This window comes from Serratia sp. JSRIV006 (genome assembly GCF_019968685.1).
GTDB classification, from domain to species: domain Bacteria; phylum Pseudomonadota; class Gammaproteobacteria; order Enterobacterales; family Enterobacteriaceae; genus Chania; species Chania fonticola_B.
This window is the reverse complement of sequence record NZ_CP074137.1, coordinates 5,634,884-5,650,936: the sequence shown is the minus strand read 5'-3', so window position 1 is coordinate 5,650,936 and position 16,053 is coordinate 5,634,884. Positions and strand designations below refer to the sequence as shown.

Sequence of the window (16,053 nt, the reverse complement as noted above, 5' to 3'; positions counted from 1 at the left end):
TCAGATGCCTCGAAGTCCCGCAGAGTCACGATCTCTTGCTTGTCTGATGCCGAATTATGTCGTTAGAATGCCGCAAAATCATTAAGGCGGTTTATCTGAATGGACTCAGTAGCTCAGCGGTTGGCAGTATCCTTATTGTTTCTTTCTCTCAGTTCGGCTGTTGGCGCCAATATGCTCAGCCCGGCGGATCGAGATACTATCCAACAGCAACAACGTGAATTGTTGCAGCAAAACCAACAGCAACGTCAGGAATTGCAACGCAGCCTGACGCCGGTGCTGCCACAAACGCCAGCAGCCACAGCCCCCGGCGGGCCGTGCTTCACCATTACGACCATTCGCCTTGAAGGTGCCAGCCATCTGCCCGCCCGTGCGCGGCAAGCCTTGACGCAACCCTATCTGCAACGCTGCCTGAATCTGGCCCAGATCAACACCCTGGTGCAGCAGGTTTCCGATTGGTATATCGAACGGGGCTATATCACCAGCCGCGCTTTTCTGACCGAGCAAGACCTGTCCCATGGGGAGTTGAAGCTGCTGGTGCTGGAAGGGCAGTTGGAAAAGATCTTGCTGGACCAACGGGATGACCGAATGTTGAAGATGGCGTTCCCTGGCCTGGTGGGCAACATCCTGAACCTGCGCGATATCGAACAGGGCATGGAGCAGATCAACCGCCTGCGCCAGCAACCGGTGCAGATTGAAATCCTGCCCGGCAGCCAACCGGGCTATTCGGTGGTCAATTTGACTGCCAAGCCCGAGTTCCCGGTGATGCTGGGGCTGGGTTTTGACAACAGCGGGCAGAAAAGTACCGGCACCGGACAGATCAACGGCTCATTGACCGGCAATAACCTGCTGGGGCTGGCGGATCAGTGGTTTGTGACCGGCGCGCGCAGCAGCGATTTCGCCAACGATCACGACGCCCGCAGCGTCCAGGCTGGTGTCAGCCTGCCTTATGGCTACTGGCTGATGGATTACAACTACTCCTACAGCGACTACCTCTCGACGATCGACAATCAGGGCTTTGACTGGCGATCCACCGGCGACAGCCAGACCCATCGCTTCAACGTTTCGCGCGTATTGTTCCGTAACAGTGACATGAAAACCGGCCTGGCGCTGGGCCTGACCCACCGTATCAACCGCAACTATCTGAATGACACCCGGCTGGACAGCAGCAGCCGTAAACTGACCAGCGTATCTCTGGGCGTGAGCCATAGCCAAAAACTGTGGGGCGGTTTTGCCACGCTCAACCCCTCCTACAGCCGTGGCGTACCTTGGTTAGGCGCGGAAGATGACAGCGGTAAAGCCAGCGAGGCTCCCAAGGCGGAGTTTAATAAATACACACTCTCCGGCAGCTATTACTTGCCGTTGGCGCAGAACTGGAACTACCTCACCAGCCTGTACGGCCAGTGGACGCCCGATCGCCTTTACGGCAGCGAGCGCCTGACCCTCGGCGGCGAAAGTTCGGTGCGTGGCTTCAAGGAACAGTATCTCTCCGGCGACAAAGGTGGCTACTGGCGTAACGAGGTCAACTGGTCGCCGTTCAGCCTGCCGTATCTGGGGGATATTTCCGTATTGGCTGCCGTAGATGGCGGTTATCTGCGCCACGACTCCGTGGACGCCTACGCTTCTGGCACGTTGTGGGGCGGCGCGGTGGGGCTGGGCAGCCGTAACCGTTATTTCAGCAGCCAATTTACCGTGGGCTGGCCGCTGGCGCATCCGAGTTGGTTAGAGCCGGATCGGGTGTCGATTTACTACCGTATTAACATCGTTCTTTAATTTACAGGGAAAGGTTTCAAGGATGACGCAAAAAGACGATCGGCCCATTCATGCCAGCCAGCGTTGGTTGAGCTATACCCTGTGCAGCTTGCTAGCTTGGCAGCCGTTGCTGCCCGCCTTGGCGAACGGTGTTAACGTCGCCGAAGGGAATACCCGGCTCGATCAGGCTGGCAATGGCGTGCCGGTGGTCAATATCGCTACGCCTAATCAGGCGGGCATTTCCCATAATAAATACAATGAATTCAACGTGGGCAAAGAGGGGCTGATCCTCAACAACGCCACCGGGCAGCTCAATCAGACCCAGCTTGGCGGCCTGATCCAGAACAACCCCAACCTGAAAGCCGGGCAGGAAGCCCAAGGCATCATTAACGAGGTTGTCGCCCCGAACCGCTCCCAACTGCAAGGTTATCTGGAAGTGGCGGGCAAGCAGGCCAACGTGATGGTTGCCAACCCTTACGGTATCACCTGCGACGGCTGCGGCTTCATCAATACCCCGAATGCGACGCTGACGACCGGTAAACCGGTGTTAGGGCCAGACGGCAAACTGCAAGCGCTGGAAGTGACGCAAGGGGCCATCAGCATTCAGGGCAAAGGGCTGGATGCCAGCCAGAGCGGGAAATTTGCCCTGATTGCCCGTGCCACTGAGATCAACGCACAGCTGTATGCCCAGGATGCCACCATTACGTTGGGTGCCAACCGTGTGGATGCGCAGGGTAATGCGACCCCGATCGCGGGCCAGGGCGAAACGCCAAAAGTGGCGGTCGATACCGGTGCGCTGGGGGGCATGTATGCCAACCGTATCCATCTGGTTTCCAGCGACAAAGGCGTCGGCGTCAACCTCGGTAACCTCAATGCCCGTGCCGGGGATATCACCCTGGATGCCAACGGTAAATTGACGCTCAATAATTCGCTGGCGCAAGGCGGTGCATTAACGGCGACAGGGCAAAGTATCAGCATGTCGGGCGACCACAAGGCCAGCCAGTCCATCACGTTAAACAGCCAGGGGGACCTCACTCAACAGGGAGGAACACTGGTTAGCGACCAGAATATCGCTCTCACCAGCGGCGGTACGTTGCAGATGAGCAGCGGCAAGCTGACCGCTGGCAACGATGTCACCCTGCGGGCTCGTGACGCGCGGGTGGACAGTTCCAGCCAGATTGATGCAGCCCGCCATGTCGACATGACATTGTTCAATAGCGGCATGACGCAGGGGCAAGTGACTGCCGGGCAAAACCTGACCCTCAGCGGTGCCAGCTTGGTCAACAGCGGCACGCTGGCGGCCAATGGGGCGATACAAAGCACCCTTTCCAACTTGGCGAATAGTGGAACAGTTCAGAGCCAGGGCAACCTGTCGTTGAGCGGTCAGTCTCTCACCAACAGTGGCAAGATACTGAGTGGAGGGGCGCTGGTCCTTACCAGCCAGACGTTGGATCAAGACGGCACCTTGAGTGCCAAAGGCAAAGCCGATCTTACCGTCAGCGATACGTTGCGAAATGGCCGCTACGGCGAGTTACTGAGTGACGACAGCCTGACGCTGTGGGCTGGAACGCTGCAGCAGAACGGCCTGCTCTCTGGCGCGACGGGGTTAACCCTCAACAGCGATACGCTGAGCACGGCGGCAGATTCCCTCACCACCAGCCAAGGCAAGATCACGGTTAACGCGGGTAACGCCACGTTAGGCGGGGAATGGAATGCGGGTGGCGATCTGGCCTGGCATGGCACGACGTTGAACACGCAGCCGGGTGCCCAGATACAAAGCGGGGGCAATCTCACCCTCCAGGCCCAACAAGCCACGCTGGCGGGAACCCAAACGGCGAAAGGGGCATTAACGGTAGAGGCTGGCTCACTGCTGCACAGTGGTAAAAGCCATGCCGCAACCCTGGCCCTGAAGGCGGACACCCTGACCAACCAGGGTACGCTGGTCGCTCCTGTCTTGAAGATCAACAGCCAGACGCTGACCAACAGCGGCTTGCTACAAGGCAGCCAGACCCTGGATCTTATCGCCCGCCTGATGGACAACCAGAAGGGCGGCACCGTGTATACGGCCAATGCCCTGTCACTGGCCATCCCGACGCTGAAAAACGCCGGACTGATCACCACCGATCGGGATTTGGTGCTCAGTGGCGATCAACTGCTCAACAGCGGTGAAATCAATGCCGTGAACCTGACGGCCAAAACCCAGCGGATCGATAACCAGCAGAGCGGTTTACTGCTGGCGAAAGATAAGCTGTCACTGAACGGTATGGCGTTGTCCAATGCCGGGCAACTGGCTGCCGATCAACTGACCCTGAACACCAACAGCATCGCCAATAGCGGCACGTTGCAGGGCGACAGCGCCCTGGCTATCAAGGCTACGGAAGTCACCAACCGTGGGCGTGTACTCACCGGCGGTTCGCTAAACCTGATTGCAGACACCTTGACCAACGCCGGGACGATGCAGGCGGCTATGATGGTCTTGTCACTGGCCAAACAGTTCAGCAACCAGCAAAACGGCTCCGTCAACGTGACTGGTTCGCTGGCGCTGGCCACCCCTCAGTTCAGTAATGACGGCCTGCTGGCCGCAACGACGCTGACCTTGGATACCACGGCCCTGTTCAATACGGGGACTCTGCAAGGCAGCCGTCAGCTCAATATCGGCACCTCCACGTTAGACAACCAGCTCGGTGGTGTTTTACTCAGTGGCGGAGCACTGACAATACGGGCAGATTCGCTGACCAATAGCGGATTGCTTCAGGGCCAGACACTGGATCTGTCCACCCAAGAGTGGCTTAACAACGGCAATGCGCTGAGTGAACAAACGGCGAGCCTGACAGTCGCCAATACGTTGACCAACCAAGGGAAGATCCTCGGCCAGAAAGGGATGACTGTCTCTGCGGGCTCAGTGGACAACGCGGGATGGCTGGCGGCCACCGTGCTCTCCGTCGTGGGCGACGTTATCAACAAGGGGCTGGTGCAGGGTAGCCAGTCCCTGCAACTTTCCGGCACTCATCTCAATAACGCAGCCACCGGCCAGATGTTATCTAGCGGGGCGTTACGCCTTGAAGGCCAGCAGTTGCTCAATCAGGGCGCTCTGCAGGGGCAACAACTGGCGGTGAAAGCCCAGACCTGGCAGAACAGTGGCAGTGCCCAGGCGCAAGATCGCCTGACGGCAGACCTGACCGGTGACATGCTCAACAGTGGCCTGTTACTGAGCCAGGATCGGTTTGACCTCACGGCGGCCCATATTCTGAACCAGGGCACCCTGGCGGCAGATAAGGTGGTATTGACCGCGCCACAGCTGACCAACAGCGGCCTGCTACAGGGCAACAGCCATCTGCAACTGGCTATCGCGAATATCAGTAACCTTGCCAGCGCGAAGCTGGTCAGCGGCGGTGCGCTGGAGCTGGCGCTCGATCAACTGGAGAACGCTGGCCTATTGCAGGTGAACGATGATTTGTCTCTCATCGGCCAGCAGTTCACCAACCAGGGCAGCATCCTGGCGAACAACCTGAACCTGAATGTGCAGGGTGCCTTGGTAAACCAGCAAGGCGGCCAACTGGTGGCCCGTGAAAATGCCACCTTCCGCAGCCAATCGGTGAACAATGCCGGGGTGTTGGCGGGTAATACGCTGGCGGTGGACAGTGGCACCGTGACTCACAGCGGCATCATGCAGGGCAATGCCGGGCTGACTCTGAACAGCACCGCGCTGAACGTGCTGGCCGGTGCACAACTGCTGAGCGGGGGGGAGCTGGCAATCAAAGGTGGCGCAGTCACCAACGCTGGATCCTGGCAGGGGAATAGCCTGACCTTTGGCGTCGATAGCCTGGATAACAGCGGATCGATAAACGCGGTTGCGGGCCTGACTGGCACCGTGGCTAACACGCTGCAAAACAGCGGGCAGATGGGCAGCCTGGGGACGCTGAACCTGAGCGGCGACTATCTGACCAACAGCGGCAAGCTGGTGGCCAACCGGTTGACGCTGGATGCCGCCACGCTGAATAACACGGGATTATGGCAAGGTAGCGAGTGGTTGAATGCCCACGGTGATGTGCTGACGCTGGGTACGTCAAGCCGTACGTTGGCTGGGGGCGCGTTGTCGCTGAATGCTGGGCAACTGACCTCAGATGGGCTGGTTCAGGGTGGACAAACCCACGTCACGGCCACTAGCTGGATGAACAGTGGCAGCCTGCTGGGGAGCGATTCTCTGACCGTCAACGTCACCGATGAACTGGTGAATGGAGGGTCACTGCTTAGCAAAGGTAACAGCGAAATACAGGCGCAGACGCTGACCAATGACGGTGCCGTCCTGAGCGACGGAAGTCTGTCTTTGGCGGGCGCTACGTTGAACAACCAAGGAGCCGTACAGGGGAACATCCTCAACCTGACGCAGAACTTGGTGAATAACGCCGGTACGCTGATCGGACTGCAGTCGCTGACGTTAGGCATTCAGGCATTCTCCGTCCCGTTGTTGACGCTGGTGAACCGCAGCCAGGGCTCACTTCTGACGCAGGGAACGCTTTCTGTTAATGGCAGTACGGTGACCAATGACGGTCGCTGGCAGGGACAACAGATCCTGCTGAATGCTCAGACGTTGAATAACAGTGGCGCAATCCAGAGTGCGGATGCGCTGCAAATGGCTCTGTCTGGGGCACTGAATTCGACGGCTGGCAGCAAAATTACCGCCAATGGTGCAACTGTATTACAGGCACAGTCGTTGACCAACGCCGGGCAGTGGCTGGCAAAAAATCTCACCCTACGCGCTGACACCCTGAATAATCAGGGCGAAATCAGCGGCGTTGACGGCCTGACGGTCGCGCTGACCGGAGATTTCACCCAGCAGCAAGATAAAACCCTGCTGACGGCGGGTGACCTGAAACTGGATGCGGCCTCGGTCACCAACCTTGGGCGTATCCAGGGGAACGGCGTATGGGTTAACAGCGGTACGCTAACCAACAGCGGGCGTGTGCAAGGTGAAACAGGTCTAACGCTGAACCTTACCGGTGGGTTGACCAATAACGCAACGGGTACCCTTCTCAGCCAGAACGCACTCACCATTACCTCGCCGTACTGGGTCAACAGCGGCCTGATGCAAAGCGGTGCTGACACCCGGTTTGAGGGGACGATATCAGGGCGTAATGACGGTAGCCTGCTTGCTGGCTCCGATCTGTCACTCCATGGCTCGCAATTTACCAACACCGGTTGGTTGCAGGCAGGCTCCCTGTTACTGAATGCGGATGCGTTGGACAACAGCGGTACCTTGCTGGCAGAACTGCAGGGAACGTTGACCGCAGGCAGCCTGAACAATCAGGGCATGATCCAGGGAAGCAACCTGGCGTTGAATACCCAGCAACTGACTAACGGTGGCACGCTGCTTGGCACCTCCGGGCTTGGCATCAATGCCAGTCAGGTGGCGCTTCAAGAGACAGGGAAAATGTTCAGCGGGGGTGATTTACTGCTGAGCAGTGGCGATTTTGACCAACGTGGCCAGGTCGTGGCGTTGGGCAACCTGACGCTGCAACTGGTGAACGCCTTTACCAACCAGAACGTGATTGCCGCAGGCCAGAGCCTGAACCTTAACAGCCAAGGGGCGTTGACCAACCAGGGCACTCTGCAGGGGCAGAGCGTCAACCTCACGGCGTACGGCATCTTGACCAACAACGGGCAAATCACCGGCGGAAGTGGGGCCAGTACTCTCAGTGGCAGCTCCATTGCCATGAACGCGGCCGGAACCCTGCAATCAGGGGGCGACGTAACCCTGAACAGCCAGAGCGATATCACCGTTGACGGGTTTACCGGCACGTTGGGCTCGATGACGCTGAATGCGGCTGGCAGCCTGATTAACACTGCCTTGCTGTATGCCGGTAACAACCTGTACTTGCTGGCCAACAGCATCAAAAACCTGCGCGGTGACATCCTAGCGGGCAATAGCCTGTGGATGCAGCGTGATATGGCGGGCAATGCTAACGCCGAGGTGGTGAACAGCTCTGGCACCATTGAGACACAAAATGGTGATCTCACCATTAACACCGCCCATTTGCTGAATCAGCGTGATGGGCTGAGTGTGGTTAGCTCTGAAAGTAGCGCACCGCAGTATTCCTGGGTGACAGATTTTGAGGCCAAAATCCCGTTAACCTTCTTCAACAAAGGCGACTACGGCTATGTCATCAAGTCTTGGGAATCCGGCGGCGGCAGCCCTGGCCACGGAGCGTCTCCGACAAGGTATTACAGTTCAACGCCAACGCCTTATCTTAATCAACGGATTAAGGAGTTTGCCTCTGGCGTTTCGATGGTCACCGTCACGGCAAACGGTGGCGCAGCCCGTATCGCGGCCGGGCGCGATCTCAGCCTTTATGCCGGCCAACTGGACAATCAGGCCAGCAATATTTTGGCCAACAACAATGCCTATCTTTCAGGGAGTAACCTGAATAACCAATCCTGGTTCTCGGGCAGTGAAACCCGCTATCAAACGTATCAGTATGGTTATGGCCTGAGCACAGTTCCGGTACCAGAAACCAGCATTTCTAAAGGGGAGATTACATCCAACTACATCGTCTACACGGCGACGGGCGAGGTACGCTATGAACGTGGAGAAGGTGAAATCTACCGCGCCGTTATTCAGGCTGGCGGTAACGTCTCGGCAAACTTTGCTAATGACATCAGTAATACCAACACCTTGGCTAACGCGGGTGGAGTAAGCAACACCCTTGCTACGCCTACTCTCAGTACCCTGAGCCAACAGACTATCGGCGGTGCCGTAGAGAAACAGGCGCTGTCAGCCGGTGATAAGGCGGCGGTCAATTCGCCTGAATGGCAAGACAGCCTGCAAAATGCCTTGCAACAGATTAACGGGGGCAGCGGCCTGGATAACGTTACGCCTGAGCTCACCGGGTTAGGAAAATACAGCGAAGGTGACCAGGGTAACGCCAATCTGGGTGATGGAGCCAAGTTACAAAACACCACCACCGATGGGAAGGACCTGATCGGCACGGATGGTAAGGCCTTAAACCAGTATCAAGGTAAAACGGTCGATACCAGTGCGTATCCTCTGCCTACGGGCGAGAACGGCTATTTTGTGGCGTCCACCGATCCGGACAGCCCGTATCTGATCACCACCAACCCGAAACTTAACGGGCTGGGGCAACTCGATCCGAGCCTGTTTGGCGATCTCTATGCATTGCTGGGGATCACCCCAGGCCAGAGCCCGCGTGAAACCAACGAACAGTTCACGGTAGAAGACAAATTTATCGGCTCTTCCTATTTCCTGGATCGCCTGAACCTCCACCCGGATTACGACTACCGTTTCCTGGGGGATGCGGCCTTTGACACCCGTTACGTCAGCAATGCCATGCTGAATCAGACGGGCAGCCGTTATCTGAACGGAATAGGTTCAGATCTGGAGCAGATGCAAACCCTGATGGACAACGCCGCCAGGGTACAACAGTCTCTGGGGCTGAAGTTTGGGGTTTCGTTGACGGCGCAGCAGATCGCCTCTTTGGATCACAGCATCTTGTGGTGGGAAGCGACCAGCATCAATGGCCAGACGGTGATGGTACCGAAGCTCTACCTGTCACCAAAAGATGTGACTATCAATAACGGCAGCGTGATTGCCGGGAAAAACGTCTCGCTCACCGCCGGTAATATCACCAACAGCGGCAGCACGCTGACCGCACAGAACGCGCTGACGCTCGATAGCCAGAACAGCATCAGCAATCTCAATGCTGGCCTGCTCAATGCGGGTGGCAACCTGCAACTGAGCGCGATTGGCGATATCAACAATATCGGCTCAATCATCAGCGGCAAAACGGTACAGTTGGAAAGCCTTGATGGCAGCATCATCAACCAGACGCTGACGAATCAGTGGAATACCCAGGGTTCTCTGGGGGGCTGGATGCCACAAAGCCTGTCGCTGTCACGCACGGAAATCGGCGATATCGGCACCATCCAGGCCTTGGACAGCTTGAGCCTGAGCGCTGGCAACAACATCGATATCCTGGGAGCCAAATTGACTTCCGGTGGTGCGATGGACTTGCTGGCAGGGGGCGATATCAACGTCCTGGCCAACACCACCTACAGCGCCGATAAATATCAGAGCTGGCGGAACGTAAGAGAGAGCGAAACTCACAGCAGCCAGGGCAGCGAAATTAGCGCTGGTGGACCGCTGACGGTCGATGCAGGCCGTGATGTCAACGTGAAGGCCAGCCAGGTTGGCAGCCAGACTGATACTACCGTGATGGCTGGGCGCGATATCAACCTGCAAACGCAGGAAGCGAGCACCCGGCAGAAAGATAACGGCACCGAACAGCGCAGTAACGATGCCACGCGCTCCACCCTCACCAGCGGCGGCGATTTAACGCTGGATGCAGGCCGGGATGTGAACTCGCAGGCCGCAGCGATGGTGGCAGACAACAACGTCAACCTGAACGCCGGGCGTGACGTGAACCTCAACACCCAGCAAACCAGCGAATACCGCGAGAGCAAGGAAGGTAAACGCCAGCAGGTAGATGAGTCCATTCGCCAGCAAGGAACGGAGATCGCCAGCGGGGGCAACACCACCATTCGCGCCGATCGAGATGCCACCTTGAATGCGGCACAGGTGCAGGCCAGCGGTGATGTGGCGGTAAGCGCCGGACGCGATCTGACGCTCAACAGCGCCACCGAAAGCGACTACTCCTTCTTCGAAGAAACCAAGACCAAGAAAGGGTTCCTGTCGAAGACCACCACCCATACGGTGCGGGAAGATTACGCCACGCAGGAAAAAGGCACGCTGCTGAGCGGCGATAACGTGTCTCTGTCTGCGGGTAACGATCTGACGGTGAAGGGGTCTTCGGTTGTTGGTGACGGCAAAGTAAACCTGCAAGCAGGTAACAACGTCGAGATCGTAGCGGCGACGGAAGAGCAGTCCAGCTACCGGTTGGATGAGAAGAAAAAGAGCGGGCTGATGGGCACCGGTGGTATCGGGGTGACGATTGGTAGCTCAAGCTCTCGCCATCAGGTGAACGAAGACGGTACCACGCAGAGCCAGAGTGTGAGCACTATCGGCTCGACCGGTGGCGATGTGAATATCGTTGCGGGCGGCAAGGCACACATTGGCGGTGCGGATCTGATTGCCGGTAAAAATCTCAGCGTTACTGGCGACAGCGTCGTTATCGAACCGGGGCATGACCTGCGTACGGTAGAAGAGCGGTTTGAGCAGAAGCAGAGTGGCCTGACGGTGGCGTTGTCCGGTGCAGCAGGTGCAGCGGCCAACTCAGCAATAGCGGCAGCGCAGAGTGCCAAAAGTGAAAGCGATGGCCGTTTGGCTGCCTTGCAGGGCACCAAAGCCGCGTTGTCTGGGGTGCAGGCAGGGCAGGCCGCGGTGTTGGATAATACCAAGGGCGATGCGGGTAATGCGATTGGTATCAGCCTTTCCCTGGGGGCCCAAAAGTCGTCATCCACGCAAAAACAGGTCTCTGATAATGTTACCGGTTCGACGTTGACGGCGGGTAATAATTTGTCGGTGACCGCAACCGGCAAAGGCAGTGGTGCCAACAGTGGCGATGTGGTGATTGCGGGTAGCCAGTTGAAGGCGGGTGGCGATACCACCATCGATGCCTCTCGCGACATCTTGCTTACCGGGGCTGCTAATTCCCAGCAGCAGACGGGGAGTAACAAGAGCAGCGGCGGTGAAATCGGTATCGGCCTGAGCCTGGGTAAAGACACGGGTATCAAGGTGTTCGCCAACGTCAACGCTGGCAAAGGCAGTGAGAAAGGCACCGGTACGCAGTGGACAGAGACAACCATCGACAGCGGTAAGACGCTGGCCATGAACAGTGGGCGCGATACCACCCTGGCCGGTGCACAGGTCAGCGGTGACAAGGTGGATGTTGACGTCGGGCGCAACCTGACGCTCTCCAGCCAGCAGGACAGCGATCTCTACGACATGAAGCAGCAGAACGCCAGTGCGGGTGGCAGCTTCACTTGGGGCTCGATGAGCGGCTCTGGCTACCTGAACCTGAGCCAGGACAAAATGCACAGCAACTACGACTCGGTGCAGGAGCAGACTGGGATCTTTGCGGGCAAGGGCGGCTTTGACGTTAAGGTCGGCGAGCATACCCAACTGGATGGCGCGGTAATCAGTTCAACGGGCACGGCGGACAAAAACAGCCTGGATACCGGGACGTTGGGCTTCAGTGACCTGCACAATAAGGCGGACTACAACGTCGAACATGTCGGGGTTGGGATAAGTGGCGGCGGCGACTTTGGTGGTAAGGAGTTCCAGGGCAACCTGGCGGGCGGGATGCTATCGGGCCTGAACGGCAGCGGCCATGCTAGCGGCACCACGCAGGCGGCGGTGAGCGAAGGTAACATCACTGTCCGTGACAAGGACAACCAGCAACAAAATGTCGCCGACCTGAGCCGGGATACGGAGAATGCCAACGGCAGCATTGCGCCAATCTTCGACAAGGAGAAAGAGCAGAACCGGTTGAAACAGGCGCAGCTGATCGGCGAGATCGGTGGGCAGGCAGCGGATATCATCCGCACGCAGGGTGAGATAAACGGTCTGAATGCGGCGAAGGCCGATCTGGCGAAAGATGGGAAACTGCCGCCGGAGCCGGGAAAAAATGCCAAGCAGGAAGAGATTGATCAGTATGTCAGCATCCTGAAAGACACCACTGCGTATAAAGAGGCCATGAAGCAGTATGGTACGGGCAGTGACTTGCAGAAAGCGGCGCAGGCGGTAACGGCTGCGTTGCAGGGCCTGGCAGGGGGAAATATCTCCCAGGCTCTTACTGGTGGTTTGAGCCCGTACGCGGCAGAGCAAATCAAGAAGTATACCGGCACGAATGAAACGGCCAACGCGCTTGCCCATGCGGTGTGGGGGGCGATAGCGGCACAAGTGAGTGGCAACTCGGCCGCCGCTGGTGCTGCGGGGGCTGCTGGTGGTGAATTGGCCGCGCGTTATCTGGCAGAGAAGTTATATGGTGCAGACACGCCGGAAAAAATTGCTAAACTGAGTGAGGAGCAGAAGCAGAGTCTCAGTGCGCTGTCGACGCTGGCAGCAGGTTTAGCTGGCGGCGTGACGGGCGATAGCACTGCGAATGCTTTGGCGGGGGCTCAGGCCGGCAAGAATGCGGTGGAGAATAACTTCCTTAGCCCACAACAAGCTGAAACGCTGAATAAGTCTATTGAGGATCAGAAAGCTGGTAAAAACCTGCTAGAGGCTTCACAGAATATCGTCAGGCTGACGAATGAAGATCGAGCCAGCAATGTGTTGCTGCAACAGTTCCAATCAGGCCAACCACTGACAGAAGGCCAGAAGCAAGAGCTAGCTGGATTGCTTAACCAGTATGGTTATGAACTTCAGTCTATGTACGGATATACCCCACAGCAAGCGGCTGACGCTATTCAGTCATTGGTTGCAGGCAAGGCGTTTGTTGCCTCAACAGGAGATACCAAAGCGTACAACGAGGCGCTGAGTTATCTGAAAGGGTATAGCGTACAATCCGGCCAGGCTGCATTAGGAACCGATGCTTTACTCGCTTTGCCTGGTGCTCCGGGGATTATTGCTCGTTCAACGCTGGCAGCCGGTGGGGGTTATCAAACCGGTACAGGGATCGGCCAGGTAGTTGATGGCAACTACGGCGAAGGTGCACTGAATATCGGCTTAGGGACAGCGGCTATCTTTGGTGGTGTTGTGGGAAATAATGTTATATCGAAAGGAGAAACTGGCATTTTTTCTCCGAATAAAGAATCAGGATGGACAAATAGTTCTCAACCACTTGATCCCAAAACACCTTCTGCAAATCCTAAAGTGACAGCAGAGTTAACTGACTCACAAACAGGTACAATCTTTACGGATACGAACCAAGGCGGTAGGCCTGACTTTTTCCTGGGTGATGCAAGTCGACCAACACTGATTAACGGGAGGATTGTTGCAAAAATTGAAAGTGAAGGTAGAACTTTCCCAAATGGAAATATGGCGACAGCTCATGCGGAAGTTGGTGTTATTCAACAAGCTTTTGAACAAGGTATCACTAAAGGTCGTGATATGACATTAACAGTATCACTAGAGCCTGTGTGTGGTTTTTGCAAAGGTGATATTGCTGCAATGGCGGATAAAGCAGGTTTGAAATCTTTGACAATAGTTGAAGAAAAAAACAACACGATCCTATATTGGCAGCCTGGTATGAAATCCATCAAGGAGAAAAACTAGAGATGTTCTTATCCCTAAAATGGACCCTCAATAGTCAGGGCGGGAAAAAAAAATCACCTACATGGGACGAGGTTGAAGGATACCTAAGTAAATTAGAAGGTAAAGCAGGAACTCTGACTCTTGATATCCTTGATGGTGCAGACATTGGGCCTGATATGCTTCAGGTAAGAGCAGAGAATGGTAATTATATGCTGACTCTTGGCGAAGAAACAGATGATGACTACAGGGTACGGTTTTACTGGGATAAATCTCTACCTAATGAGAAATTATTGATATTGGGTGATTATTGGTCTGAACGACAACTAACAAAAGACTTTGAACTTGTTGTCAGGGTTTTTAAAGAGTTTTTCGATACTGGCAATGTGTCAGCGGATATTTTGAACTGAGATAAGAACCCCGTCCAACTGGCTGGGGTTCTTATTCATTGAAAATTATCACCTTCCGCGGTTGCAACCGGACCACACCAGGTACGATGTTGTGGTTGGTTGCTCTTTAACAGCGTTGGGGAAAATGGCGTAACGGGCTGAAAAAGCGCGTCTGGGAAAAAGTTGCCTGGGCCAGAATGTACAGGGAAAAATTTGTTGTAAGATGCTGAGTTTTATAGGAAAAAATTCCGTTCTATGACGGGCTCCGCTCTGGATGAAGTTGTTGTGGAGAATAACTTCCTTAGCCCACAACAAGCTGAAACGCTGAATAAGTCTATTGAGGATCAGAAAGCTGGTAAAAACCTGCTAGAGGCTTCACAGAATATCGTCAGGCTGACGAATGAAGACCGAGCTAGCAATGTGTTGCTGCAACAGTACCAATCAGGCCAACCACTGACAGAAGGCCAGAAGCAAGAGCTAGCTGGATTGCTTAACCAGTATGGTTATGAACTTCAGTCTATGTACGGGTATACCCCACGGCAAGCGGCTGACGCTATTCAGTCACTGGTCGCAGGCAAAGCGTTTGTTGCCTCCACAGGAGATACCAAAGCGTATAACGAGGCGCTGAGTTATCTGAAAGGGTACAGCGTGCAATCCGGCCAGGCTGCATTAGGAACCGATGCTTTGCTCGCTTTACCGGGTGCTCCGGGGATTATTGCTCGTTCAACGCTGGCAGCCAGTGGGGGTTATCAAACTGGTACAGGGATCGGCCAGGTAGTTGATGGCAACTACGGCGAAGGTGCACTGAATATCGGCTTAGGGACAGCGGCAATCTTTGGTGGTGTTGCTGGAAATAATGTTATAGGTAAGACAGATAGCGCAATAGCGTCACCGGGTAACTCTAGTATATGGCAAACCGGTTCTATCGGTAATGTGATTACGAAGTCTGAGGGGGCGTTAACGGGGCCTGTCACCAAGATGGAATCAGGGATGACGAAGGAGAATATCCGCTCGCTGAACCGGGAAAATGAGAGTGCTCAAATTCTTTCACAATCAGGATTTTATGTGGAGCAGAACCCTTCTATAGCTGGAAGGAAAAATCCGGATTACCGGATTAATGGCGAGATTTTTGATAACTATGCTCCTAGTTCTAGCAGTGTTAGGAATATATGGTCTGGTGTTAAAGAAAAAATTGACTCGGGGCAAACAACAAATGTTGTTATTAATATGAGTGATACAAAAGTGTCAATTCCTGCATTGCAGCAACAACTCACTAAGTGGCCAATAATGGGACTTGAGAAGGTTATTGTTGTTGATAAATCAGGCAATACTATAAGGATTAAGTGAGGGGATTATGTCTATACATATTTCATGCTATACAACATATAACCTTGCTGAATTGCAGGGGAAATTGAATGCATTTGCAGAAAAATACCCCTGTGTATTCCCTGCTCAATATTATTTATCAAATGGAGTTATACCTCATCCAATTCAGCGAGAGGTTGCAAGTGATTTTGGATTGGTGTCCTGCTCTTACTTTGTTATCAGTGTGAATAACAAATCTCTTAAAATATCGACAGACGAAATGGCAGAGATGATCAGAAAAGAGTTAGGTTCAGACAATGTAATCGTGCTTTTAAATGGTGAAGACCTAATCTAGATCTCGTGATAAATCCCGGGCAGTTGGCCGGGATCTTTATTGCGTACGGGACATGACCGGTAAATTGAGGGAATATGTCAATAAAT

General features: G+C 55.1%; 5 protein-coding genes. All 5 read left to right on the top strand.

Going from position 1 to position 16,053, the window contains the following annotated elements; translation table 11 throughout:
* The first annotated feature begins 99 nt into the window (after positions 1–99).
* The 5 genes from KGP16_RS26130 to KGP16_RS26110 all read left to right on the top strand — a co-directional run bounded on the left by KGP16_RS26130 (position 100) and on the right by KGP16_RS26110 (position 15,967).
* Positions 100–1,770: a ShlB/FhaC/HecB family hemolysin secretion/activation protein gene (locus tag KGP16_RS26130; protein ID WP_059199306.1), complete on the top strand. Its 1,671-nt coding sequence runs from the start codon at positions 100–102 to the stop codon at positions 1,768–1,770.
* Between the two features lie 22 nt (positions 1,771–1,792).
* Positions 1,793–13,942: a hemagglutinin repeat-containing protein gene (locus KGP16_RS26125; RefSeq protein WP_223500558.1), complete on the top strand. Its 12,150-nt coding sequence runs from the start codon at positions 1,793–1,795 to the stop codon at positions 13,940–13,942.
* 2 nt (positions 13,943–13,944) lie between these two features.
* Positions 13,945–14,328 carry a hypothetical protein gene (locus KGP16_RS26120; RefSeq protein ID WP_223500557.1) on the top strand — a complete coding sequence of 128 codons (384 nt, stop codon included), beginning with the start codon at positions 13,945–13,947 and terminating at the stop codon, positions 14,326–14,328.
* Positions 14,329–14,592: 264 nt separating this feature from the next.
* Positions 14,593–15,654 carry a hypothetical protein gene (locus KGP16_RS26115; RefSeq protein WP_223500556.1) on the top strand — a complete coding sequence of 354 codons (1,062 nt, stop codon included), beginning with the start codon at positions 14,593–14,595 and terminating at the stop codon, positions 15,652–15,654.
* Positions 15,655–15,661: 7 nt separating this feature from the next.
* Complete coding sequence (locus KGP16_RS26110) at positions 15,662–15,967, top strand: hypothetical protein (protein WP_223500554.1); 306 nt, start codon at positions 15,662–15,664, stop codon at positions 15,965–15,967.
* The last annotated feature ends 86 nt before the right edge of the window (positions 15,968–16,053 follow it).